This is a genomic window from Thioclava sp. FR2 (genome assembly GCF_051200875.1).
Taxonomy (GTDB): domain Bacteria; phylum Pseudomonadota; class Alphaproteobacteria; order Rhodobacterales; family Rhodobacteraceae; genus Pseudotabrizicola.
Genome location: NZ_CP195191.1, coordinates 1,550,230 through 1,574,326 on the forward strand (window position 1 = coordinate 1,550,230; position 24,097 = coordinate 1,574,326).

24 protein-coding genes, 1 tRNA gene and 1 pseudogene are annotated in these 24,097 nt (G+C 59.7%); 15 read left to right on the top strand and 11 right to left on the bottom strand.

Annotation, left to right across the window (positions count from 1 at the left end):
* Positions 1-55: 55 nt before the first annotated feature.
* The 7 genes from ACSBLW_RS07440 to ACSBLW_RS07470 form a co-directional block, all read right to left on the bottom strand.
* Positions 56-1,012, bottom strand: coding sequence for an ABC transporter permease (locus tag ACSBLW_RS07440; RefSeq protein ID WP_435259583.1), 957 nt, complete (start codon positions 1,010-1,012; stop codon positions 56-58).
* 7 nt (positions 1,013-1,019) lie between these two features.
* Positions 1,020-2,282, bottom strand: coding sequence for an ABC transporter permease (locus ACSBLW_RS07445; protein ID WP_435259584.1), 1,263 nt, complete (start codon positions 2,280-2,282; stop codon positions 1,020-1,022).
* 86 nt (positions 2,283-2,368) lie between these two features.
* Positions 2,369-3,442 (bottom strand): ABC transporter substrate-binding protein, encoded by a 1,074-nt coding sequence (locus ACSBLW_RS07450; protein ID WP_435259585.1) that lies wholly within the window; start codon positions 3,440-3,442, stop codon positions 2,369-2,371.
* 75 nt (positions 3,443-3,517) lie between these two features.
* Positions 3,518-4,618, bottom strand: a complete 1,101-nt coding sequence (locus ACSBLW_RS07455; RefSeq protein WP_435259586.1) for an ABC transporter ATP-binding protein — start codon at positions 4,616-4,618, stop codon at positions 3,518-3,520.
* A gap of 304 nt (positions 4,619-4,922) precedes the next feature.
* The gene (locus ACSBLW_RS07460) at positions 4,923-5,141 is read right to left on the bottom strand and encodes a hypothetical protein (protein ID WP_435259587.1); all 219 of its coding nucleotides are present in this window, start codon (positions 5,139-5,141) and stop codon (positions 4,923-4,925) included.
* Between the two features lie 161 nt (positions 5,142-5,302).
* Positions 5,303-5,389 (bottom strand) — tRNA-Leu (locus tag ACSBLW_RS07465).
* A 75-nt stretch (positions 5,390-5,464) separates the two neighbouring features.
* A complete protein-coding gene (locus ACSBLW_RS07470) occupies positions 5,465-6,856 on the bottom strand; it encodes a peptidoglycan-binding domain-containing protein (protein ID WP_435259588.1) in 1,392 nt (463 codons plus the stop codon).
* Between the two features lie 117 nt (positions 6,857-6,973).
* Between ACSBLW_RS07470 and lipB the strand changes: the two genes are divergently transcribed.
* Positions 6,974-7,669 carry a lipoyl(octanoyl) transferase LipB gene (gene lipB, locus ACSBLW_RS07475; RefSeq protein ID WP_435259589.1) on the top strand — a complete coding sequence of 232 codons (696 nt, stop codon included), beginning with the start codon at positions 6,974-6,976 and terminating at the stop codon, positions 7,667-7,669.
* Positions 7,670-7,671: 2 nt separating this feature from the next.
* Here the strand turns inward: lipB and ACSBLW_RS07480 are convergent, their stop codons facing one another.
* Positions 7,672-8,883 carry a PLP-dependent aminotransferase family protein gene (locus tag ACSBLW_RS07480; RefSeq protein WP_435259590.1) on the bottom strand — a complete coding sequence of 404 codons (1,212 nt, stop codon included), beginning with the start codon at positions 8,881-8,883 and terminating at the stop codon, positions 7,672-7,674.
* A 198-nt stretch (positions 8,884-9,081) separates the two neighbouring features.
* Between ACSBLW_RS07480 and ACSBLW_RS07485 the strand changes: the two genes are divergently transcribed.
* The 9 genes and pseudogenes from ACSBLW_RS07485 to ACSBLW_RS07525 all read left to right on the top strand — a co-directional run bounded on the left by ACSBLW_RS07485 (position 9,082) and on the right by ACSBLW_RS07525 (position 15,949).
* Positions 9,082-9,489, top strand: coding sequence for a c-type cytochrome (locus ACSBLW_RS07485; protein WP_435259591.1), 408 nt, complete (start codon positions 9,082-9,084; stop codon positions 9,487-9,489).
* Positions 9,490-9,609: 120 nt separating this feature from the next.
* Positions 9,610-10,104 (top strand): annotated as a pseudogene (locus tag ACSBLW_RS07490) (NAD(P)-dependent oxidoreductase); the annotation flags it as partial.
* Positions 10,102-10,524: an NAD-binding protein gene (locus tag ACSBLW_RS07495; RefSeq protein WP_435260068.1), complete on the top strand. Its 423-nt coding sequence runs from the start codon at positions 10,102-10,104 to the stop codon at positions 10,522-10,524. The pseudogene ACSBLW_RS07490 and the gene ACSBLW_RS07495, both read left to right, overlap by 3 nt.
* Before the next feature lie 235 nt (positions 10,525-10,759).
* Positions 10,760-11,647 carry a YghX family hydrolase gene (gene yghX, locus ACSBLW_RS07500; RefSeq protein ID WP_435259592.1) on the top strand — a complete coding sequence of 296 codons (888 nt, stop codon included), beginning with the start codon at positions 10,760-10,762 and terminating at the stop codon, positions 11,645-11,647.
* Positions 11,648-12,002: 355 nt separating this feature from the next.
* Positions 12,003-13,673 (top strand): cytochrome c oxidase subunit I, encoded by a 1,671-nt coding sequence (gene ctaD / locus ACSBLW_RS07505; protein WP_435259593.1) that lies wholly within the window; start codon positions 12,003-12,005, stop codon positions 13,671-13,673.
* 128 nt (positions 13,674-13,801) lie between these two features.
* Complete coding sequence (locus ACSBLW_RS07510; protein ID WP_435259594.1) at positions 13,802-14,377, top strand: hypothetical protein; 576 nt, start codon at positions 13,802-13,804, stop codon at positions 14,375-14,377.
* 75 nt (positions 14,378-14,452) lie between these two features.
* Entirely contained in the window at positions 14,453-14,776 is a 324-nt protein-coding gene (locus tag ACSBLW_RS07515; protein ID WP_435259595.1) for a hypothetical protein, read from the top strand.
* A gap of 94 nt (positions 14,777-14,870) precedes the next feature.
* The gene (locus tag ACSBLW_RS07520) at positions 14,871-15,365 is read left to right on the top strand and encodes a DUF2244 domain-containing protein (RefSeq protein ID WP_435259596.1); all 495 of its coding nucleotides are present in this window, start codon (positions 14,871-14,873) and stop codon (positions 15,363-15,365) included.
* A gap of 164 nt (positions 15,366-15,529) precedes the next feature.
* Positions 15,530-15,949 (top strand): DUF305 domain-containing protein, encoded by a 420-nt coding sequence (locus ACSBLW_RS07525; protein WP_435259597.1) that lies wholly within the window; start codon positions 15,530-15,532, stop codon positions 15,947-15,949.
* Between the two features lie 70 nt (positions 15,950-16,019).
* Here ACSBLW_RS07525 and ACSBLW_RS07530 read toward each other — a convergent pair whose 3' ends face one another.
* On the bottom strand, positions 16,020-16,478 hold the full coding sequence (locus ACSBLW_RS07530) for a GatB/YqeY domain-containing protein (RefSeq protein ID WP_435259598.1): 459 nt from the start codon (positions 16,476-16,478) through the stop codon (positions 16,020-16,022).
* Positions 16,479-16,657: 179 nt separating this feature from the next.
* On the opposite strand from ACSBLW_RS07530, the gene carA reads away from it, so the two are divergent.
* Entirely contained in the window at positions 16,658-17,812 is a 1,155-nt protein-coding gene (gene carA / locus ACSBLW_RS07535) for a glutamine-hydrolyzing carbamoyl-phosphate synthase small subunit (protein ID WP_435259599.1), read from the top strand.
* A gap of 109 nt (positions 17,813-17,921) precedes the next feature.
* The gene (locus ACSBLW_RS07540) at positions 17,922-19,808 is read left to right on the top strand and encodes a glycosyltransferase family 2 protein (RefSeq protein ID WP_435259600.1); all 1,887 of its coding nucleotides are present in this window, start codon (positions 17,922-17,924) and stop codon (positions 19,806-19,808) included.
* A gap of 2 nt (positions 19,809-19,810) precedes the next feature.
* Here the strand turns inward: ACSBLW_RS07540 and ACSBLW_RS07545 are convergent, their stop codons facing one another.
* On the bottom strand, positions 19,811-20,446 hold the full coding sequence (locus ACSBLW_RS07545) for a GntR family transcriptional regulator (protein ID WP_435259601.1): 636 nt from the start codon (positions 20,444-20,446) through the stop codon (positions 19,811-19,813).
* A 138-nt stretch (positions 20,447-20,584) separates the two neighbouring features.
* Between ACSBLW_RS07545 and ACSBLW_RS07550 the strand changes: the two genes are divergently transcribed.
* The 3 genes from ACSBLW_RS07550 to ACSBLW_RS07560 all read left to right on the top strand — a co-directional run bounded on the left by ACSBLW_RS07550 (position 20,585) and on the right by ACSBLW_RS07560 (position 22,873).
* Positions 20,585-21,235 carry a pyrimidine 5'-nucleotidase gene (locus tag ACSBLW_RS07550; RefSeq protein ID WP_435259602.1) on the top strand — a complete coding sequence of 217 codons (651 nt, stop codon included), beginning with the start codon at positions 20,585-20,587 and terminating at the stop codon, positions 21,233-21,235.
* Positions 21,236-21,315: 80 nt separating this feature from the next.
* A complete protein-coding gene (locus ACSBLW_RS07555; protein WP_435259603.1) occupies positions 21,316-21,576 on the top strand; it encodes a hypothetical protein in 261 nt (86 codons plus the stop codon).
* 97 nt (positions 21,577-21,673) lie between these two features.
* Entirely contained in the window at positions 21,674-22,873 is a 1,200-nt protein-coding gene (locus tag ACSBLW_RS07560) for a UbiH/UbiF family hydroxylase (RefSeq protein ID WP_435259604.1), read from the top strand.
* Positions 22,874-22,927: 54 nt separating this feature from the next.
* On the opposite strand, the gene ACSBLW_RS07565 is transcribed toward ACSBLW_RS07560, so the two are convergent.
* Positions 22,928-24,052: an aminotransferase class V-fold PLP-dependent enzyme gene (locus ACSBLW_RS07565; RefSeq protein WP_435259605.1), complete on the bottom strand. Its 1,125-nt coding sequence runs from the start codon at positions 24,050-24,052 to the stop codon at positions 22,928-22,930.
* Between the last annotated feature and the right edge of the window lie 45 nt (positions 24,053-24,097).

Genomic DNA, 24,097 nt, shown 5'->3' on the forward strand with positions numbered 1-24,097 from the left:
AAAAAAGGGCGCGGATCATCCCCGCGCCCTGTTCCAGACTTAGCTAACGTGGGGCTTAGCGCCCGGTCACGCCCCGAAGCTTATCAGACCGGCGCCGCAACAATTCCACCGTAGCCAGCAGGGCAATCGACACGATCACAAGGATGGTCGCCACCGACAGGATCGCCGGGCTGATCTGTTCGCGAATACCATTCCACATCTGGCGCGGAATAGTCTGCTGATCATGGGCCGCCACAAACAGCACCACCACCACTTCATCAAACGAGGTGACAAAGGCGAACAGCGCACCTGAAATCACTCCGGGCAGGATCAGCGGCATGGTGACCTTGAAGAAGGTCGTCGTCGGATTGGCCCCAAGGCTGGCCGCAGCACGCGTCAATGAATGGTCAAAGCCGGAAAGCGTGGCCGTCACGGTGATAATGACGAAAGGAATACCCAAGGTGGCGTGGGCCAGAACCACACCAAGATAGGTGCCCGCCAGACGACCACAGCTGTCGGCCTCAAGCCCGGTCCATGTCAGCACGCTGCAGGGATTCGAGTAGAAGAAGAACAGACCCGTTGCCGTGATGATGATCGGCACGATCATCGGGCTGATCAGGATCGCCATAACGGCCTTGCGGTAGGGCATTTCTGCCCGGCTCAGGCCCAGGGCAGCGACCGTTCCAAGCACGGTAGCAACGATGGTCGAGAAGAAACCGATGATCACCGAGTTCTTCGCCGCATTGACCCACTGCGCCTCGTTCCAAACCTGTGCCCACCATGACGCATCGCGCGGCACGTCGGTTGGCACGCCTGGATGCGTCAGCAACATGTCATACCAACGCAGGCTGTAACCCTCTGGGTCAAAGGCCAGCATCTTCTCGGTAAAGGTGAAGTACGGCTCGGCATTGAAGCTGAGCGGGATCACCACAAGGATCGGCGAAATCAGGAACAGAAAGATCAGCGCGCAGATCGTAAGCCGGGCAAAGTACCAGACGCGCTCCAGCGGACTTGCGTATACGGGAAGTGCCATCGTCGTCTTATCCCAGCTTCAGGTTATCAATGCCCACCAGCTTGTCATAAAGCCAGTAGAGAACGAGAACGATGCCCAGAAGGATCGCGGCCAAGGCAGCGGCAAGCGACCAGTTCAGGCTGTTCGTCATATGGAAAGCGATCAGGTTCGAGATCAGCTGGCCATCCGCGCCGCCGACCAAGGCCGGAGTGATGTAATAGCCAACAGCCAGAATGAAGACCAACAGCGAACCTGCGCCGATCCCCGGCAGGGTTTGCGGCAGGTAGACACGGCGGAAGGCCGTCCAGCTCGTCGCGCCCAACGACCGAGCTGCGCGGACATAAGACGGCGGGATCGGGCGCATCACCGAGTAAAGCGGCAGGATCATGAAGGGCAACAGAATATGCGTCATGGCGACGATCGTGCCGATCTGATTGTACATCATGGCAATCCGGCCATCTTCGCCAATGATCCCAAGCGCAACCAAGGTATTGTTGACCACGCCCTGTTGCTGCAACAGAACCATCCAACTCGTCGTCCGCACCAGAAGTGAAGTCCAGAACGGCAGAAGCACAAGGATCATCAACAGGTTCGACCACTTCAAGGGCAGCGTCGCCAACAGATGGGACACCGGATAAGCCAATATCAGACAGATCACGGTAATCAGGCCGGCCATCATGAAGGTTCGCGTGAACAGCGTCACATAAATCTGGCGATCAGGCGAGACCGACACGATCTCTCCGTTTTCGTTGCGTGTCATGTCGACAGCAGCAAGGAAGAAATTCGTGCTGTATGCGGGTGCCACCTGACGCATCGTTGCCCAAAGCGCCGGCTCCCCCCACTTCTTGTCATGCTCCAGCACAGCATCCATGTAAGGCGGTTCGAAATTCTTGAAGTTCCGGCCGGCGCTGGTGAACAAGGACCGTGTACCGGAATATTCATAGTTCACACGGGTGCCGACTTCCCCGATGGTCCTTGCCTTTGCCGCGTCCTGAATATCCAGAACCAACGCCTCATAGGCGGCCTCATCGGGGGCAGTGCCCGCTGGATTGGCCTCGAACCACGCCACCATGCGCGGCATATTGGCCGAGAATTTGTCATTGTAGATCGACTGATGCAGCATCTGCCCGATGGGCACGACGAAAGTCACAAGAATGAACGCCAGAAGCGGCAGCACCAGAAGAAACGCACGGCGCTTGGCCTGCAACTGAGCCCGCGCAAGCGCGGCTTTCAGCGGTCGGCCATCGGCAGTGGTTAGGGGTGCGGCGGGCGCGGCAGATTGATCAGCCATATCGGTCCCTTTGGCAGACGGGTCTCTTTGGAGACGGACCCTTCAACAGAGTTGGGGCGGCAGCACAGCCGCCGCCCCGATCTTTATCAGTTGGCAGCGAGCCAAGCGTTGAAACGCTCGTTCAGTTCGACGTCGCGGTCAGCCCAGAACTCGAAGTCGTTGACCAGCGCGTTCTTCAGAGCTTCGGGCGAGGTCGGCATGTGCGGCCCCATTTCAGTCTTGCCGTCCTGGTACATGCCAACGAGAGCGGCCGAGGACTTACGGGCCGGACCGTAGGAGATGTACTTGGACTGGTCGGCCAGACGCTGGCTGTCGGTCGCGAATGCGATGTATTCCATAGCCAGATCCTTGTTCGGCGCGCCCTTCGGCACGACGAACAGGTCGAAGTCCATGATTTGGCCGTCCCAGATGATGCTGAACGGCTTGCCTTCGCCAACTGCGGCGGCAAAAATACGGCCGTTATAGGCGGTCGACATCACGACTTCGCCGTCAGCCAGCAGCTGCGGCGGCTGAGCGCCAGCTTCCCACCAGACGACATCGCCCTTGATGGTGTCGAGCTTGGCAAATGCGCGGTCAACACCCTCCGGGGTCGACAGCACGTCATAGACTTCAGCAGCCGGAACGCCGTCCGCCATCAAAGCCATTTCGAGGTTCGCCTTGGCGCCTTTACGGAGGCCGCGCTTGCCCGGGTACTTCGTGGTGTCGAAGAAGTCAGCGATCGTCGAAGCGCCGGCAACCTTGGTGTTGTCATAGGCGGCAACGGTCGACCAAACGATGTTGGCAACCGCACATTCCGAAGCCAGCGCACCGTCGATGAAGTCGTCAGCGGCTGGGGTGCCATCAACGCCAGCTGGCAGAGCAGCATGGTCGATCACTTCCAGAGCACCTTCGTCACACAGCCGCACAGCATCGGAAAGCTCGACGTCAGCAACGTCGATCGTGACGTTACCAGCTTCGACCATTGCCTTGATCTGCGTCGCTGGGTTGTCAGCGGCAAGCATGTTGACGGTCACGCCCTTTTCAGCGGCAAAAGGCTTGTTGTAGGCCTCGACCTGGCTGGTTTCATAAGCGCCCCCCCACGAAATAACAGCAAGCTCAGCGGCTGAAGCCGAGAAGCCAACCGTTGTCATGGCGGTGGAGAGGATAAGCAGTTTTTTCATTGTTAAGCTCCCTGGTGTGTAGTTTCGGCGTTTGTTTGGCCGCGCCGGGCGGCTACCCCTTATTGTCGGGGATTCTTAAGCGTGATCAAGGGCGCGCGCGTCCTGCGGATGCCAGCCAACCTTGATCTTCTGACCGGGCTCCAGCCTGGTCTGGCCCAATGTATTGCGCATTTTCATCACGAAATCCGAAGCCCCCGCGACTTTCATTACAACGCGCAGAATATCACCCATGTAGATGACCTCGATCACTTCTGCGTCAATCATATGGGCGCCGGCCGGCATCATCTCCGGCTTGAATTCAACGCGCTCAGGACGGATCGAAACCAATGTCTTCTGCCCCTTGGCAGTCACGTTCACAGGCGTCGCGTCAATCAGTTCGCCCGTAGACAAACGCACCAAGGCTTTGTCGCCGCTCAATTCTTCAATCGTTCCCGGCAGCTTGTTATTTTCGCCGATGAACTGGGCAACAAAGCTGTTGTCAGGGCGTTCATACAGGTCGGCGGGCGGAGCAAGCTGTTGGATCTTGCCGTCGTTGAACACGGCCACACGGTCCGACATCGTCAGCGCTTCCCCCTGATCGTGGGTCACATAGACAACGGTGATGCCCAATGATTCGTGCAAGTGCTTGATCTCGAACTGCATGTGTTCGCGCAGCTGCTTGTCCAAAGCGCCCAGCGGTTCATCCATCAGAACCAGCTTGGGATCAAACACCAAGGCGCGCGCCAAGGCGATACGCTGTTGCTGACCGCCCGAAAGCTGGGCCGGACGGCGATTGATAAAGCTGCCCATCTGAACCATGTCCAAGGCACGCTTGATCTTTGCCTCGCGTTCCGACTTGCCCATGCCCCGCACTTCCAGCGGGAAGGCAAGGTTTTCGCCCACGGTCATATGCGGGAAAAGCGCATAATTCTGGAAAACCATGCCGATTCCGCGCTTGTGCGGCGGCACCGAGTTGATTGGCTGGCCATCCAGCCTAATTTCCCCATGAGTGGCGGTTTCAAAGCCCGCAAGCATCATCAGACAGGTGGTTTTCCCGCTGCCCGAGGGGCCGAGCATCGTCAGAAACTCACCCTTTCCGATATTCAGGTTCAGGTCCTTGACGACCAGTTGAACACCATCATAGCTCTTCTGAACATGCTCAAAAGCAACGAATGCATCGTTGTGGCTTCCGCTCACCGCGCTAGTCTCCCCGTGTGGTCCGGCAGGTATCCTGCACTCATTAGAACGACTAAAGCCAAAGCAGCGCCGCATTGCAACCGGCTTGTCGTATTATCTGGCTTCGCACGTCAATTCCGGGAAAATCGATCATTTTACGTCGCTTTCGCCGCCCAATGCGGCATTCAAGAAAAGCGATGCAGGAAGAATGACTGCGTCAATCACACTCGATTCACGCAACCAGTCGCGATGACGCTGCCGTAAGGTTAATCGGGCGCAGCAATCCGGCCTGCAAAGACTGCCGCGCTTCGCCCACGCCCAGCCGTCAAGAGATGCGCTGCCCATAGGCCGAAGACAGATCCCCTGTCGCCAGCGGCACGCTTGATGAAATGCACCGCTCTCGCCAGATGGTCGCGGCTATCTCCATTCGAGCACTCCAGCCCAGCGCCGCCAAGGCTTGCTTACCGGGATACATACCCTCCATCACAGCCCCGCGCGCATTCAATGCTGCGTGCCGGTCAATAAGAATGTGATGGTAGGTCACCGATCTTGCACCGTGGAGCTGCCCTTGCCAAATTCGGCAAGATGTTTGGCTTATCGCGCCACGGTATCCCGTGACAACGGCGCGCAATCAGGTCAGATCAATGCACAGCCGCAAAGTAAAAAGGGCGCCGACACAGCGGCGCCCGTTCTTTGACCCAGTCGTGGTGCGGATGAAAAGACTCGAACTTTCACTCCGGTTAAGGAACAGCGACCTCAACGCTGCGCGTCTACCAATTCCGCCACATCCGCAGACACGACTTGGGTGGGCGGCTTGTAGCGAAGCCGCGCGGCGAAGAAAAGGGGGATTTTCATCCCCCGATCAAGTTAATTTCCCGCCGACTGTGTTGTCACCAATGGTTGCGCGGCAGCACCAGCCGTTCCAGTGGAAACCGGTGGCTGCGCGGCCAAAGGCAGAACAGGCAAAGCCGCCGGAACAACCGAGGGCAATTCGCCCGCCCGCCCCGCAACCGTATAGGCGGCGGCACGAATCAACTGTGGACGGTCATTCAGGCCGGGCGCAAAAACCCCGCCGCCGCGCGACATGGCATCGATTCCCATCTCATACCAATCCAGGGCCAGATCCGGCCGAATCGAGGCTCCGAACCCCTGGCTCAGGTGATGGCCCAACAGTTCGCCATAGGCGCTTTCTCCCAGCCCCACCAAAATCAGCGCAGAGCCAACCGCGACATCCATCGCATCCGTCGTGTACCCGACGCCCAGGCAAATCTTCGCCGTTCCGGCAAGCTGAACCGGCGACATCCCCGATTTCAAAGCAAAACCTTGCACTCCCAGCAGAACCTCGTCCTTGGTCTTCAGCGACAGTGCCGAGACATGCTCGGCCATCGCCGGACCAAAGCCCGCGCATTGCTGGGCAATCTGTTGCGGCGTGAATCCCACCACCTTGGCCACCATCTCCTCCGAAGAGGCCACTGCATAGGTACGGGCCAGACAGAACTGCTCACCAAGGGCAAAGGCCGCATCCGTCATAGTCGCCGAGGTAACATAACCACCGTTGGAATTGGTCAGCAGGCTGATCTTGTTACATTGACTGGCCAAGGAAACCTGCGTCACACCCGCCCCCATGAAACTGGGCAAAGCAGGGGCTGCCACCGTTGTTTCGGGCGCCGCAGGCATCAGCGACGGCAAAGCGGGTTCAGCCACAACAGCTGCGGCCGCGGCCGGTGCTACAGGTACAACCGTCATCGGGGCCTGCGCCGTCACCCCCGCCATTTCGTCGCGCTGCATCAAGAGCAGGCCCTTGATCCCCATCGGGTGCGACGCGACGGATTGGGCCACAACCGGCCCGCCTGCAACACCGCGATGATAGGCCGTCACCAGAACCGTGCGCTCATATTCGGTCAATTGGCCCGTCGCGGGATAACCAAGCGTTGCCTGATAGGTGGAGATCGCAGACCGGCTCTTCGGCCCAATCGCCCCATCGGGGGTACCGACCGGGAAGCCGAAGAAATTCAAGGCGGTCTGAACTTCGCGGTTCTGTTCGCGCGTGGCCGCAGAGATCGACGAAGACTTGGACTTGCTCGACTTCGACGGGGTCGCCCGCTTCTTCTTTTGCTGATCCTTCGCGATGGCATGTCCGATGATCCCACCGATCAACGCGCCTGCGATTGCGTCGCCAGCATCCGCTCTCACGCGCGCGGCTGGCACAACAATCATACTGGCCGCGATTCCGGCAGTTGCAATTGCCTTGAGTTTCATTCCATTTCTCCCCGAATAATTGGTGTTCTGAATGGCAGGCTTGAACTGTTCAAATTTTCGTCAGCCTACCATGAAGACACCAACCGACTAGTGATAAATTCCTGACCCGAGGCCAAAATGCCTGAATGGACAACGCTTCCCGGACTTTCCGACTATTCAGAAACGCTCGCCGCGATGGAGGCCCGCGCCGAAGCGATTTCGCGGGGAGAGGCCGACGAGGCCATCTGGCTTCTGGAACACCCCCCTCTTTATACGGCTGGCACCAGTGCGAGGCGCGAGGATCTGACCGATCCCGACCGCTTTCCCGTCCACGATGTCGGGCGCGGCGGGCAATATACCTATCACGGCCCCGGTCAACGCGTTGTCTATGTCATGCTTGATGTTGGCGCCCGAGGCCGCGATGTGCGCTGCTTTGTCAGGGCCATGGAAAACTGGGTGATCGCGGCTTTGGCCGAATTCAACATTCGGGGCGAAATCCGCCCGGGTCGTGTTGGCGTTTGGGTCACACGTCCAGACCGCCCCGCCAATGCTGATGGCTCACCTGCCGAAGACAAGATCGCGGCCATCGGCGTGAAACTGCGCCGCTGGATCAGCTTTCACGGCATCTCGATCAATGTCGAACCCGACCTGTCGCATTTTTCCGGGATCGTTCCCTGCGGTATCAAGGATCATGGCGTAACCAGCCTCGTGGACCTTGGTCTACCAGTGACGATGGACGATCTGGACATGGCGCTGAAAGCAACCTTCCCGCGTTTCTTTCCAGATGGCGGCCTGCAACCTGACGGGAAGAACCCGCCTAGTTGCACGATCTGACGTCAAGCGGCAGCCTTGATCACCCGGGCTAGCCGCGCAATGCCTTCATCCACGGCCGGACCATCGTTCAGCGAAAAGCTCAGACGGATCGTATTCTCGCCAGAGCCATCGGCATAGAAGGCACGTCCCGGCACGAAAGCCACGCGTTCGGTCTTGATCGCTTGAGCCAGCAATTCTGCACCGTCCATACCTTTGGGCAAGGTGATCCAGACGAACATCCCGCCTTCCGGCTTCGTCCAGCGCACACCTTCCGGCATCTCGCGCTCCAGCGCAGCCAGCATCCGGTCGCGGCGGCCCCGATAAGCCTCGCGCAGACCGGCCACATGGTCGTCGAACACCCGCGCGGCAACATCGGCCACCGCCATCTGGTTCAAGGTCGGTGAATGCAGATCCGCCGCCTGCTTCATCAAGACCAGCTTGTTGATGACTGGACGCGCAGCGCAAACCCAGCCGATCCGCAGCCCTGGTGCCAAGGTTTTTGAAAACGACCCCGAATAGATCGTCCGACAGTCCTCGATACTGCCCTTGCGAGCAATTTCCATCGCAAGGATCGGCTCGACAGGCTCTCCATCGTATCGCAAGGCCTGATAAGCTGCGTCCTCGACAATAGCGATGTCCAGTTCTTCGGCCAATTGCAGAACCCGCTCACGCCCAGCCCGGTCGATCGTCTCGCCGGTCGGATTGGCAAAATCGACAGACAAATAGGCGAACTTGACCTTGCCCCCATTGGCCGCAGCGACGGCTGCAAAATCCTCGGCGCTCCGGTTCGATCCGGGATCAAGGCGGTCATATTTCGGCTCATAGGCGTTAAAGGCGCCCAAAGCCCCCATATAGGTCGGCCAGTTTACCAGCACCGTATCCCCAGTCCCGATCATCAGCTTGCCAAGATAGTCCAAGGCCTGCTGCGACCCCGACGTGATCAGGATGTTATCCGCTTCGCAGGGAATACCGATGCCCGCCATATGCTCGGCAAGCCAACGCCGCAGTTGGGCAGAACCTTCACTGACCGAATATTGAAGCGCCGCATCCGCCGATCCCGGCTGAAGAACGCGCGCCATTGCCTCTTGGAATGCGGCCACGGGGAACATCCGCGGGTCCGGAATTCCTCCGGCGAAAGAGATGATGTCCGGCTGATCCAGCAGTTTCAGCAGCTCGCGAATTTCAGACGCCTTCATACGCGCCATCCGCGGTGCCAGAATCTGTTCCCACTGCATCGAATACCCCTCCCAAGGCCAACGAGGCGGACAGTGTACCGCGCCGCAATATAAGTCAATATGTATGACCCAAAATCAATGTGAATGCGACGCAGCGCCTGCGACTATCCTCCAACTTGCAATTTGTTCCCCAAGCGGGCATCCCTTTCCCCGCACGAACCCAACGGGCGACGCGCCCGCAAGGAAACGGAGAGCTGAATGAAATACGCTTTGATTGCTGCCGCTGCTGCCCTGATCGCCGCCCCTGTCTTCGCAGGAGATGCCGCCGAGGGTGAAGCCGAGTTCAAAAAGTGCAAATCCTGCCACTCGATCGTGGCCGATGATGGCACCGTGATCCAAAAGGGCGGCAAGACCGGCCCGAACCTTTACGGGATCATCGGCCGCCAGATCGGCACTGCAGCCGATTTCAAATACAGCGCCGACCTCGTCGCCGCCGGGGCCGACGGCACCGTTTGGGACGAAGCCTCGCTGGCCGCCTTCATCACCGATCCGGCTGCATGGCTGAAAGAAAAAACCGGCAACGCCGGTGCCAAGTCGAAGATGACCTTCAAGCTGAAGGACGATCAGGACGATTTGGCCGCCTATCTTGCGTCGCTGAAGCTGTAAGATCGACCGAGTTACAGAAACGGCGCGGCGCTACAATCGCCGCGCCGTTTTTTCATTTCAGGGCCAGATTTGCTCCAGATCAGGAGTTGACTTCCGCGCCCAAACACCTCGAACTGGTATACCAAAAGGGAGGGACTTCAGATGGGCACCGAGACAATCGGCTTTGTGGGCGTGGGCTTGATGGGTCATGGCATGGCCGCGAATCTTTTGGCCAAAGGCTATGCGCTGACCGCGATCGCCCATCGAAATCGCGCGCCCGTTGAAGACTTGGTCGCCAAAGGTGCAGTCGAAGCCAAATCCCTGTCCGACTTGGCCCAGCGCGCGACCGTCATTCACATCTGCGCGCCCGGCTCGCCGCAGGTGGAGGCTATTGTTGCCGAGCTTACCCCGCATTTGCAGCAGGGCAGCATCATCATTGATTGCTCAACCTCTGACCCGGTCTCCACTCTCGCCTTGGCCGAGAAGCTGGCACAGGCCGGTCACGCCCTTGTCGACGCCCCCTTGGGCGGAACCCCAGTGAATGCCGAGGCCGGAACCCTTTCAACCATGGTTGGTGCCAGCGATGCAGCCTTTGCCCGCGTTCAGCCCATTCTGGCCTGCTGGGCCGCCACCATCACCCATCTTGGCGCCCCCGGCACCGGGCATAAGATGAAACTTTTGAACAACTTCCTCTCCCTCGGCTATGCTGCCCTCTATGCCGAAGCGCTTGCGCTCTCGAACAAGGTGGGGATCAGCACCCAGCAGTTCGACAAGGTCATCCGCGGCGGGCGCATGGATTGCGGCTTTTACCAGACATTCATGGGCTATGCCGTCGAAGGCAACCGCGAAGCCCACAAGTTCACACTGACCAATGCGCTGAAAGACATGCGCTACCTCGAGTCGATGGCGGATTCCGTGGCGTTGTCGAACCCGATGGGGAACGCGGTGAAGAACAGCTTCGCCCTCGCCCACGCCACGGGCGGCTCGGGGCCAGAGGACTATGTTCCGCATCTGGTCGATTTCGTTGCCCGCCTGAACGGCACCAAAGTGACCTAAAGCACCCGCTCTCGGGACAAAAGACCACGAAAGCACACCAAGCCCGGCGCGGCCCCAAGGATTCCAGACAGCAGCGCACGGGTCAGGGGCCAGTGACGGGAAAGCTTCGCCTTGACGTTGCGCGGAAGGCCACCGTCGGTCAGCCATCACGCCCTTGTGACCGGCCACAGAGCCTTACAAAGCAAGAATCCGAACTACCATTCGCGCTCTTTTCATACCTCAGGGAGTGCCAGAAATGACCCGACTGACGGCCAAAGACTTTCAACCCGAGATACTTGAGCTTTATGACTTCTACGCTCATGGCAAGATTACCAAACGCGAATTCCTGGATCGCGCCGCCAAATTTGCTGTGGGTTCGATGACTGCAGCCGCGATCCTTTCAGCCATGAGCCCGAATTACGCGCTGGCCCAGCAAGTTTTGGAAGGCGACAGCGACATCCTTGCAGAACGCATCACCTATCCCTCACCGAACGGTCATGGCGAGGTGAATGGCTACCTCGTTCGTCCGGCCAATGCTTCGGGCAAATTGGGCGCGGTCGTTGTCGTTCACGAAAATCGCGGCCTCAATCCCTATATTGAAGATGTGGCCCGCCGCGTGGCCAAGGCAGGCTACATCGCGCTTGCGCCCGACGGTCTGACGTCGGTCGGAGGGTATCCGGGCAACGACGACAAAGGCCGCGAGCTTCAGCAGCAGGTCGATCCGGCGAAACTGATGAACGATTTCTTTGCCGCTATCGAATTTCTGACAGCACATGAGGAGGTGAACGGCAAAGTCGGCATTACCGGCTTTTGTTATGGTGGCGGGGTCTGCAACGCAGCCGCGGTTGCCTATCCGGAACTCGCTTGCGCCGTTCCCTACTATGGTCGCCAGGCCAAGGCCGAAGATGTTCCGCGCATTCAGGCGCCGATCCTTCTGCATTACGCCGAACTCGACACCCGCATCAATGAGGGGTGGCCAGCCTATGAAGAGGCACTCAAAGCCAATGGGAAAACCTATGAGGCGCATATCTATCCCGGCGTGAATCACGGTTTTCACAACGACACCACGCCCCGATACGATGCCGAGGCTGCGGCTCTTGCGTGGGATCGCACGCTGGCGTGGTTCTCTCGCTATCTGACCTGAGGTTAAGTTCACCCTAAACGGGAAAACATCCGAACGGCGGCTTTTACGATGTTAAGGCCGCCTTTTTGCTGTGAAGTCACGCCACTAAGCGCCGCGCAAGGGTAATGGGGCAAGCCTGTGAACCCTGCCTTCGTCGTGAAGTGCCCTTTGGCCAAAGCCTTGCCGCCCCTCGCCGCGCGTTTTCAAGCCCCCTGCGACGTTTCATCTTGATCTGGATCAATTTCCGCCGTTGCCCCCCCGGCAATGCCAAGCTATTACCAATTTTGTCGCCCCGACTCCGCCCTTTGGAGCCGGGTTGAAAGGAACAACGTGCGGGTATCGTCCCGCATGGAGCAACAAGAAACGGGAGACGCCTATGGCGGACGCAGCCATTCATGGCCACGACCATGACGAGCGGGGGTTCTTCACCCGCTGGTTCATGTCGACCAACCACAAGGATATCGGTATCCTTTACCTCTTCACCGGGGGCCTTGTTGGCCTGATCTCGGTCATCTTCACCGTCTACATGCGGATGGAGCTGATGGAGCCGGGCGTTCAGTACATGTGTATGGAAGGCGCACGCCTCACCGCCACGACCACGGCTGAATGTACGCCAAACGGCCATATCTGGAACGTCATGATCACCGCCCACGGGATCCTGATGATGTTCTTCGTCGTGATTCCCGCGTTGTTCGGCGGTTTCGGCAACTACTTCATGCCACTGCAGATCGGCGCTCCGGACATGGCGTTCCCACGCATGAACAACCTGTCCTACTGGCTCTATGTCGCGGGCACCTCGCTCGCCGTGGCCTCGGTGCTTTCGCCGGGCGGCAATGACCAGCTGGGTTCGGGCGTTGGCTGGGTGCTTTACCCGCCGCTCTCGACCACCGAAGGCGGCTTCTCGATGGACCTCGCGATCTTCGCCGTGCACCTGTCCGGTGCCTCGTCGATCCTTGGCGCCATCAACATGATCACCACCTTCCTCAACATGCGCACCCCGGGCATGACGCTCCACAAGGTTCCGCTGTTCGCCTGGTCGATCTTCGTCACCTCGTGGCTTATCCTGCTGGCGCTACCGGTTCTGGCTGGTGCCATCACCATGCTGCTGACCGACCGTAATTTCGGCACCACCTTCTTCGATCCCGCAGGCGGCGGTGACCCGATCCTCTATCAGCACATTCTGTGGTTCTTCGGCCACCCGGAAGTGTACATCATCATCCTGCCAGCCTTCGGCATCATCTCTCAGGTGATCGCAACCTTCTCGCGCAAGCCGATCTTCGGTTACCTGCCGATGGTTTACGCAATGGTTGCAATTGGTGTTCTGGGCTTCGTCGTCTGGGCGCACCACATGTACACCGTCGGCATGTCGCTGACCCAGCAGTCCTACTTCATGCTGGCCACGATGGTTATCGCGGTTCCGACCGGGGTTAAGATCTTCTCGTGGATCGCCACCATGTGGGGCGGCTCTATCGAGTTCAAGACCCCGATGCTCTGGGCTTTCGGCTTCCTGTTCCTCTTCACCGTTGGTGGTGTGACCGGGATCGTGCTGTCGCAGGCTGGCGTCGACCGCGCCTACCATGACACCTACTATGTGGTTGCACACTTCCACTATGTGATGTCGCTGGGTGCCGTGTTCGGGATCTTCGCCGGGATCTACTACTGGTTCGGCAAGATGTCGGGCCGTCAGTACCCGGAATGGGCTGGCAAGCTGCACTTCTGGGCCATGTTCATCGGTGCCAACCTGACCTTCTTCCCGCAGCACTTCCTGGGTCGTCAGGGCATGCCGCGCCGCTACATCGACTACCCGGAAGCCTTCGCTTACTGGAACTGGTTCTCGTCGATCGGTGCGTTCCTCTCCTTCGCTTCCTTCGTATTCTTCCTTGGCGTGATCTTCTACTCCTTGAAGTTCGGCAAGCGTGTGACCGAGAAGAACTACTGGAACGAATACGCCGACACGCTGGAATGGACCCTGCCCTCGCCCCCACCGGAGCACACCTTCGAGCAACTGCCGAAGCAGTCCGACTGGGACAAGGGCCACGCCCACTAAGGCAAGTCCTGACCAAATAAGAAGGGCCCCGGAGAAATTCGGGGCCTTTTTTCTATTGAGACACTGCCGGTTTTCGTCCTTCCTAGTGCAGACCCATCTGAATGGGTGCCGATCAGAAAGGACAGTCAATGTTTCTCCCTGCCCTTCCCGTCGTCATACTCTGGCTCGCGCTCCCCTTGGCCGCAGCGCTCCTGGTCCGCAATTCCAGCCTCCCTACACTGACAACAGCCCTTACCCTTGCCTCTGGGCTCTTGGGGGCAATTGTGATCAGCCTGCCAGCCGGGATGATGACGGGCACGATGGCGGAGGTGATGGGCACCGGCTCGGGCAACCTGCCACTGCACCTGTCAGATGCCGACCTCGCACTTTCCCGACAACATTATCTCATCGGCCTGGCCATGTGGCTCTTCGGGGCGGGCGGGCTTGTGCTTTTTGCAGGCGGCTTTGCCAAAGGCGCCAAAGCGGGGTTGCTTCGCGCAATGGGTGGGTTTGGACTTCTGCTTCTCTACATTGCGGCAGGCATACAGGTGGCGCAATCTTTTCTCCCTCTCCCGGTTTCGGCAGATGGAACCGCCCGACAGCAGCCGATGCACGACATCGCCACCTCGGCAGAAATGACCTCAGCCGTCGGCTTTCTGGCTGGCTCGGTCTTGATCCTTGTTCTCGCCGTCCTCACGCTATTGTCACGTCTCGGCAGGGGCTGAATTCCTGACCAAGACATATGGCTCGGCCCCGGCTAAGCTTTTGGCAAAGAACCTTTGCTCCGCTTCGAAAGACACATGCAGCCTTTTCGCACCCTCGCTTTCCTGTGCACCTTCGCCCTCGCCGCTTGCCAGGCAGCGGCCCCCGCCTTGGTCGATGATCCGATGCCCACCACTGGCACCGAGGCGGACACCCAAATCCATGTCCTGACCATCGAGCGCGCCTATACCTTGGAAGACAGCCGCGATTTTGAATTCCGGCAGCAAGTGGCCGCCGAGGCCGCCCAGATTTGCGGCCGCGCAGGTCACTCTATCCAATCCACGCACCCCTTTGGCCCGGAACGGATTGGCGAAGACTTCCTCTACCGCATGGTCGAGGTCGGAATCGCCTGCAACAGCTAGCCTCTTGCCAATGCGCCGCAGGGGGCGGGCTTGGACAAAACAGATCATCGCTCTAGACTCCGATAAGCGAACAAACTGCACAGCTTTGCATTCCATGCCCTATCAATGGCTTCCCCCCGACGGCAATGACCGCCGTCTGCATCTCTGGCCCCATCGCTCCCTGCCACGGCAGGGGTTCGTCCTCTTTATCGGCGTCACCGCGGCCTTGATTGCCTTGCCGCTTGTGACGGTGATTGGCTCGCCAGTACTTTGGGCCTTGCTGCCCTTCCTCGGCTTGGCCGTCGCTGGCATCTGGTGGGCCTTGATGCGCAGCTACAAGGATGGCCAGATCATCGAAGACCTTCGTCTGGCCCCCACAACGATGGAACTTACCCGACACGGGCCGCATGGTCGCCATCAACATTGGCAAGCCAACCCCTATTGGGTGCGGGTCAACCTGCACGCCAAGGGCGGACCTGTTCCCAACTACATCACACTGGAGGGGGGCCCAAGGATCGTCGAAATCGGTGCCTTTCTGTCCGAAGAAGAGCGCATCACCCTTGCCCGAGAACTGGGTCAAAGCCTCGGCGACCTGCGTACAAACCGATGAGCCAGAGCGAGAATCTGCGATCTTCCGGACTAACCCAATACCGTGAAGGTGCGGCGGAACAGCCTGCCCATAAGACACCGCCACGCATCTTTTAAGGGGAACCGTATGGTGGCTCGCCACGTTCCCTCTCTATGAAACACGCCTCTTACACGCGCCTATTTGTCATGACCGCCGTTTCGGCATTCGTCATGCACGCCCTGATGTATTTGAACACATGGGAATTGGGCCATGTTGAATTCAGCCAAACGCGTGTCTGGATGACGCTGATCATGGCAGCCGGCATGTTGCCCGTGATGCTGGGCTTCATGTGGAAGATGTACCCAAACCGCGGCGCCAATCTTGCCATCCTGCTTTTCTCAGCCGTGCTTATGGCCGTTTCCGTGTGGGGCGTCCGCAGCCAAAGATTTGTCGATGACATTGCATGGATGCGGGCCATGATCCCACATCACTCGATTGCTATCCTGACCTCGACCCGGGCGCAGATTACCGACCCACGGGTGCGAGAACTGGCAGACAGCATTATCGACGCCCAGAATCGTGAAATCGAACAAATGCAGACGCTGATTGCCGATCTTGAACGGTAAAACCAAAAAGGCCGGGCGTCCTTGCCCGGCCTCTTTGATAAGCCTGAAAGTCCCCTCGAAAGGCAGTCGATCAGCTTAGCTTTTCCTTGACCATCGGGCCGACCGCGCCAAAGTCCATCTGCCCGGTATATTTGCCTTTCAGCACGGCCATGACCTTGCCCATATCGCGGATGCTCGACGCGCCAGCCTCGGCGATCGCGGCGCCAATGGCGGCTTGAACTTCCCCGCTATCCAATTGACGCGGAAGGAATTCCTCGATCACGCGAACTTCGGCCAGTTCTTTTTCCGCCAGCTCCAGACGGCCACCCTCTTCATAGGCGCGCGCCGATTCCTGCCGCTGCTTTACCATCTTACCAAGGATGGCCATGATATCGGCCTCTCCGACCTCAATCTCAGTCCCATCTCCCCGAGCAGCGATCTCGCGATCCTTGATGGCGGCATTGATCAGACGCAAAGTCGACAGGCGATCAGCCTGTTTTGCCTTCATCGCCTCTTTCAATGAGGTCTGCAAACGCTCGCGCAGCGACATGGGATACCTATGGCTGGTTTCAACGACGCGCTACCATACAGCGAAGCGTCGACAAGCTCAACTGCCCCCGTTTTTTGCAAGCTATTGAAAAATATAAACTAATCATTTCACCCCAAGCCTTGACCCCGGACCGCTTCCCCCTTAGGTTCCGCCCAATTTGCCCAAAGGAGAGTCGTGCCATGCCTGCCTCGCAGAAGCCAACAGCCTGCCTTGCACTCGCCGATGGAACCCTGTTCTACGGACATGGCTTCGGTGCCACGGGCGAAACCGTCGCAGAGCTTGTTTTCAACACCGCCATGACCGGTTACCAAGAGATCATGACTGATCCGTCCTATGCGGGCCAGATCGTGACCTTCACCTTCCCCCATATCGGCAATGTCGGCGTCAACACCGAAGATGACGAGACCGCCGAACCCGTCGCGGCGGGCATGGTCGTGAAATGGGATCCGACCGAGCCGTCGAACTGGCGTTCGATGGGCGATCTCACCGAATGGCTTCAGAAGAAGGGACGCATCGGCATAGGCGGCATCGACACCCGCCGTCTGACCCGCGCAATCCGCCAGCAAGGCGCCCCGCATGTGGCGCTTGCCCACAACCCAGATGGCATTTTCGACATCGAAAAGCTGGTCTCCAAGGCACGGGGCTGGAAGGGTCTCGAAGGTCTGGACCTGGCCAAAGAAGTGTCCTGCACTCAGTCCTATCGTTGGGATGAAAAGCGTTGGGCTTGGCCTGAAGGCTATACCAAGCGCGACGGCGAAGGCCTGAAGGTCGTTGCCATTGATTACGGTGCCAAGCGCAACATCCTGCGCTGCCTTGCCAGCGCCGGTTGTGACGTGACCGTCCTGCCAGCCACGGCCACGGCCGAAGACGTCTTGGCCCTGAACCCCGATGGTGTCTTCCTGTCGAACGGCCCGGGCGATCCGGCCGCAACCGGCGTCTATGCCGTGCCGATGATCCAAGGCGTTCTAAAGGCCGACCTGCCACTCTTCGGCATCTGCCTTGGCCACCAGATGCTCGCGCTCGCCCTTGGTGCCAAGACACGCAAGATGAACCACGGCCATCACGGCGCGAACCATCCGGTCAAAGACATGACAACGGGCAAGGTCGAGATCACCTCGATGAACCACGGCTTCACCGTCGATGCCGACACCCTGCCCAAGGGCGTCAGCGAAACCCATGTTTCGCTCTTTGACGGCACCAATTGCGGCATCGCGGTCGATGGCAAGCCGATCTTCTCGGTCCAGTATCACCCCGAGGCAAGCCCCGGCCCGCAGGACAGCTATTATCTGTTCGACCGCTTTGCCGAGGCAATGCGCGCCCGCCGCGCCGCCTGATCCACGCGATCATTTGAAAAACCATCCGATCCCGCCCTTCCAAAAAAGGGCGGGATTAATTTTGCATTAACAATCCTCAGGCAGGCTCCCCTTTCGCAGTGGAGCACGCATGACCGCAGAAATCCTGCCCCTCGTTGTCCCGTCCGGACACGATGTCCTTCCCGGCATCGTGCCGACGCCCAACGAAAGCCTGCCGGTCGCTCTGTTGCGGGCCGGAAAGATCAGTGGCGATCAAATGGTTCTGGCTTTGGCCATACAATCCCGCCGCAACAGCCGCATAGCTGATGTCCTTCTCTCCCGGGGCATGGTCACGCAAGAGGAACTCTTTGCCACCTTGGCAGACCAATGGTCCTGCGATCTGGTCGATCCGCAGGATCTCGACCTTGATACCCGCCTGATTGACCGCCTCGGTGCGATGGCCTGCCTTCGCCGCCAAATTCTTCCTATTCGCCAACATGGCGACATCACTTTGATCGCCACGGCCCGCCCCGAGGATTTCGGGCCGCAGCGGGACCAACTGACCCGCCTTTTCGGGCCGGTCGCCATGGCCATCGCCTCCCCCGCAGCGATTGAAGAAGCCATCCTTCGCAACCGTGGCAGAGGCCTTGCCAAGGCTGCCGAATCCCGCGTTCCGGCCCTTGAAAGCTGCCGTGATCTCGCTGGCCCCCAGATCGTGCTTCCCGTCCTTCTCCTGCTTCTCGGCCTTGCGATTGTCACGCTCGTGAAACCAGCCGCCGTGCTTTGGGTTCTGATGGCATGGGCCGTTGTGACGCTTTTCCTCAGCGCTGCCCTAAAGCTCGCTGCCGGAACAGCCACGCTTCTGCGCAAGCGCGGGGGGCAGACGGATACCGACCCAAAACCGGTGCAGATTGCCCGTTTGCCTGTCGTCTCGGCGATGGTCCCGCTTTATCGCGAAGCGGATATCGCGCCGCGCCTGATCCGACGCCTCAGCCGTCTCGACTACCCTCAGGAACTGCTTGATATCGTTCTTGTCGCCGAAGCGAATGACCATCTGACCCGTCAAGCCTTGGCGGCAACGGACCTTCCACCTTGGATGCGCGTCGTCGTGGTGCCAGATGGGCCCCTGAAAACGAAACCCCGCGCCCTGAACTTCGCGCTGGATCATTGTCGCGGCACGATCATCGGCGTTTATGATGCTGAAGACGCCCCCGACCCGGACCAGATCAACCGCATTGTCGATCGCTTTCACAATCGCGGCCCCGAAGTTGCCTGCCTGCAAGGGATCCTCGACTTCTACAACCCCACCACCAACTGGCTCTCGCGCTGCTTCACCATCGAATATGCAACGTGGTTCCGTCTCGTACTCCCGGGTCTGGAACGGCTGGGCCTTTGTGTGCCGCTTGGCGGAACCACGCTCTTCTTCCGCCGATCGGTGCTGGAGGAACTGGGCGGTTGGGATGCCCATAACGTGACCGAGGACGCCGATCTGGGAATGCGCCTTTGCCGGCACGGATACCGGACAGAGGTGATCGAAACCGTCACCAAGGAAGAAGCCAATTGCCGCGCCCTTCCCTGGGTCAAGCAGCGCTCCCGTTGGCTCAAGGGCTATATGATGACTTGGGCCACGCATATGCGAAACCCAGGCGTTCTGTTGCACGAACTGGGGCTTTGGCGTTTTGCCGGGTTTCAGGTGCTGTTCCTCTGCACCCTTTCCCAATTTCTTCTGATGCCACTGCTTTGGGGTCTATGGGTTTTTGGCATGGTCTTTGGCCAGATTGGCCTGTTCGCGGATTTCCCCGGTCTCGCCCTTGCCATCACTCTGTTGTTCGGCCTCAGCGAGCTCGCCAATCTCTCATTCGGCCTGATCGGCCTTCGTCGCAGCGGGCAATCCCTTAGCCCGTTTTGGGTGCCGACGCTCAGCCTCTATTTCCCACTGGGGGCGCTCGCTTCGTACAAGGCACTCTGGGAAGTGGTCCGCAACCCGTTCTACTGGGACAAGACCAGCCACGGAAAATTCGACGACACTGCCGCCTGATCTTAGCCCCGCAGCCGCAACTCTCCGGCATCGACGCGCAGGCGGGTCTCGAAGGCGCGGCTGATATGCGTCTTCAGCGCCTGATAGGCGGCTTCGCCATCATGCGCCTCAATCGCACTGACAATCTTGTCATGCTCGGCCAGCGCAACCTCGCTCCGCCCTTCGGCCGCGAGCGACGTGGTCGCCATCAACGCCATTGACCGGTGGACAAGATCCAACTGCTGAACCAAAAAGCGGTTGTGGCTGGCCAGATGGATTTGCCGGTGAAACCGCTTGTTGGCCTTTGCCAATTCGCGCGGCTTGTTCAGCAAAGAGCGGTCGTCCTCGACCATTCCCCGCAGCACCCGGATTTCCTCATCCGTTGCATGGCGTGCCGCCAGCCGCGCGGCCAAACCTTCCAGTTCTGTCCGGACCACATAAAGTTCGGCCAATTGGTTATGGTTCAGCGACGCGACAATCAGACTGCGTCCATCCCGCGTCAGCATCGACTGGGTTTCCAACCGCTGCAACGCCTCGCGCACCGGTGTCCGGCTGACCCCCAGCCGCTCGGCCAGTTCCGATTCCACAAGGCGGTCACCGGGCTTGTAGGTTCCCGCTTCAATCGCTTCGAGGATCAGCGTGTATGCGTCTTTCTGCACCGGTGTCGTCCCGTTCTTCCCAACAACCGCCAGACGCTACAGCCGCAGGGCCCCGTTTGGCAAGCCATGCGGGCGTCGCATCCTTTCGACAACTGTCGGGCCATTGCCCCGGCACCTCCGGCGGTCTATGTCTTTCGCATGATCCGCGACAGTTTTTCCCATGTGACCACTTGGGTGTTCGACCTCGACAACACCCTTTACCCGCCACAAATGCGCCTCTTCGACCAGATCGAAGAGCGAATGACCTCTTGGGTCTCGCGCCGTCTTGGGGTCAGCCGCGACCATGCCGACCACCTGCGCGCCTCCTATTGGAAGCTTTACGGCACCACGCTGGCGGGCCTGATGCATGAACACGGGATCGAGCCGATGGACTACCTGATGGATGTCCATGACATCGACTTTGCGCCTTTGACCCCAGACCCGGATCTTGCCACGCACATCGCCGCGCTGCCCGGCCGTCGCATCGTCTACACCAATGCCGACACGATCTATGCCGCCAAAGTGCTCAAGGCCCGCGGTCTCGACGGGCTGTTCGACGCGGTCTATGGCGTTGAACATGCGCAGTTCCGCCCAAAGCCCGAGCGGCAGGCTTTTGAGACCATCTTCGCGCTTGACGGGCTTGATCCAACCCGTGCCGCAATGTTTGAGGACGACGCCCGCAATCTGGCCGCCCCGCATGAGATGGGGATGCGCACGGTTCACATCGCGCCGGAAGCCGAACCCGCGCCCCATATCCACTTTCATTCGCCAGATCTGACAGAGTTTCTGGCCCGGCTGACCAAAAGCTGACTCTCAGATGCGGCATTCAGTCCCTTTGCGAAACGCTCCCGGAACCCCCACCTCCCGGTAACGACAGCATGGAGACCCAGATGAGCACGATGTCCGCCCCAAGCAGCCCCTCCTTTGGATTGCGCCTTCTCTACGCCATTCCCCTGATCGGCTGGATCGCCAAAGACATCTCTCGTGACGTCTCGAACGTGCCCTATGCCGTGGTCATCCTTCTCACCGCCTTGATCTTGGCGTTTCAGGTCTGGGGGCCCGTGGTCTTTACCCTGACGGCCCTGACGGCCGTGCCGTTCATGTTCGCGTTTTTCGTCTATATTTCATGGCCCTTCCGCCGCGAAGGCTGATCCCGGCCAACTCCCATAAGACCCGGAAAAGCGGGACGCTTTGTCGCTTCGCTTTCCCCTCCCTTCGTCCTATGTTGCGCGGCAAGAGGACGACAGCATGACCCGCATCGACACAGATATCCTGATCTCCGGCGGCGGCGTTGCCGGTTTGACCGCAGCAGCAGCCTTTGGCAGCGCAGGATTCAAGGTGATCTGCGTGGACCCTGCGCCCCCTGTCACATCGGACAAAGAAGACGGCGCCGATCTGCGGACGACCGCCTTTCTGCACCCCTCGATCCCGGTGCTGGAAGCCGCTGGCCTTTGGGGGCGTCTGCAACCCCATGCCGCACCGCTGCAGATCATGCGCATCGTCGATGCGGGCGGCCCGGTAGCCGAACCCCGGATCGTCAAGGATTTCGATGCGGCAGACCTGTCGGACCTGCCCTTTGGCTGGAACCTGCCGAACTGGCTCTTGCGGCGTGAGATGGTGGCCCGGCTCGCCGAACTGCCGAACGTCGATTTTCGCCCCGGCACCGCCACGCAAAGCCTGCTGACCCGCGAGTCCGAGGCGCTCGTCACCCTGTCAGAGGGCAGCCGCATCCGTGCGCGCATGGTGATCGGGGCCGATGGCCGCAATTCGACCGTGCGACAAGCGCTGAATATTCCGGTCAAAACGATCCGATACGGGCAAAAGGCTCTGGCCTTCGCCGTCACCCACCCGATCCCGCATGAAAATGTCTCGACCGAGATTCACCGCTCGGGCGGCCCCTTCACACTTGTCCCCCTGCCCGACCGCGATGGAAAGCCGTGCTCGGCAGTGGTCTGGATGGAAACCGGCGCGAATGTCGAAAGACTTCAGGCGCTGTCCGCTGCCGAGTTTGAGGCCGAGATGAACCAGCGCTCCTGCCACATTCTTGGCCCCCTGACCCTCGCCAGTCGCCTCACCATCTGGCCCATCATCAGCCAGATCGCCGAACGGCTGTCGGGCGAACGCACGGCCTTGATGGCCGAGGCGGCCCATGTCGTGCCCCCGATCGGGGCGCAAGGCCTGAACATGAGCCTCGCCGACCTGCGCTGCCTGCTGGATCTGGCCAGAGCCCAGCCCGACCAGATCGGATCGGCCACCATGATGGAAAGCTACCACCGCGCCCGACACGTGGAAGTGCAGGCCCGCCTGCACGGCATCGACCTTTTGAACAGGGCCTCGATGATCGGCGCACAGGGCCTGCGCGACCTCCGCGCCTCGGCCCTGAACGCGCTCTATTCGGCCGCGCCTGTGCGCAAAACCCTGATGCGCGCCGGTCTCGGCCTGCGCTGACCGCAAATTTCTTGAAAGAAATTTGCAAAATCCTTCAAAGGATTTTGCGGTGCCTTACAGCACCGCGTCCACGGCCCGCTCCAACCTTGCGACTGTTCCGGCCACATCCTTCAACTTGTCCAGTCCGAAAAGTCCGATGCGGAATGTTTTGAACTCTGGCCCCTCGCCCACCTGCAAGGGCACGCCCGCAGCGATCTGCAGGCCCTGCTCACGGAACTTCGACCCGTTCTGGATCGACGGATCATCGGTATAGCTCACCACCACGCCCGGCGCGCCAAAGCCTTCTGCCGCTACCGAGGCGACGCCCTTCTTGGCCATCAAGGCGCGCACGGCCCGGCCCAACTCCCATTGCGCGGCCTTGGCCGTGGCAAAACCCATTGCTTTGGTCTCAAGCATCGCATCGCGAAAGCCAAGAATGGCATCGGTCGGCATGGTCGCATGATAGGCATGTCCGCCGCCTTCATAGGCCGCCATGATGGCGCGCCACTTCTTCAAATCCAGCGCAAAGCTGTTGGACGTGGTGGCCTCCAGCCGTGCCTCTGCTGCGGGCGACAAGACAACGACCCCGGCCGAGGGCGAAGCCGACCACCCCTTTTGCGGCGCGCTGACCAGCACATCTACACCCGTCTCAACCATATCCACCCAGATGCATCCGCTCGCGATGCAATCCAAGACCATCAAGGCGCCAACCTCATGCGCGGCCTCTGCCATGGCCTTGATATAGTCATCGGGCAGAATGATCCCGGCGCTCGTCTCAACATGCGGCGCGAAGACGGCCTCGGGTCTCACCTCCCGGATTTTCGCGACCACCTCTTCGATCGGCGGCGGAGCGTAAGGCGCACGCGCCTCATTCCCGGTCTGGCGCGCCATCACCACGGTCTGCTCTTTCGCAAAACCACCCGCGTCAAAAATCTGCGTCCAGCGGAAACTGAACCACCCATTGCGAACGACCAGCACCCGGCCCTGCCCGAACTGCCGCGCCACCGCTTCCATTGCATAGCTGCCGCCCCCCGGCACCAGCGCAACAGCACTGCCCCGATAAACCTCTTTCAGCATCCCCGACACATCACGCATCACCTGCTGAAACCGCGCTGACATGTGGTTCAGACTACGGTCCGTGAAAACAACCGAGAATTCTTCCAAACCCTCAGGGTCGATATGGGCGTGCAATCCGGGCATCTCGCGCTCTCCTTTTTCCGAAACAGTAACAGTTTCCACAAATCC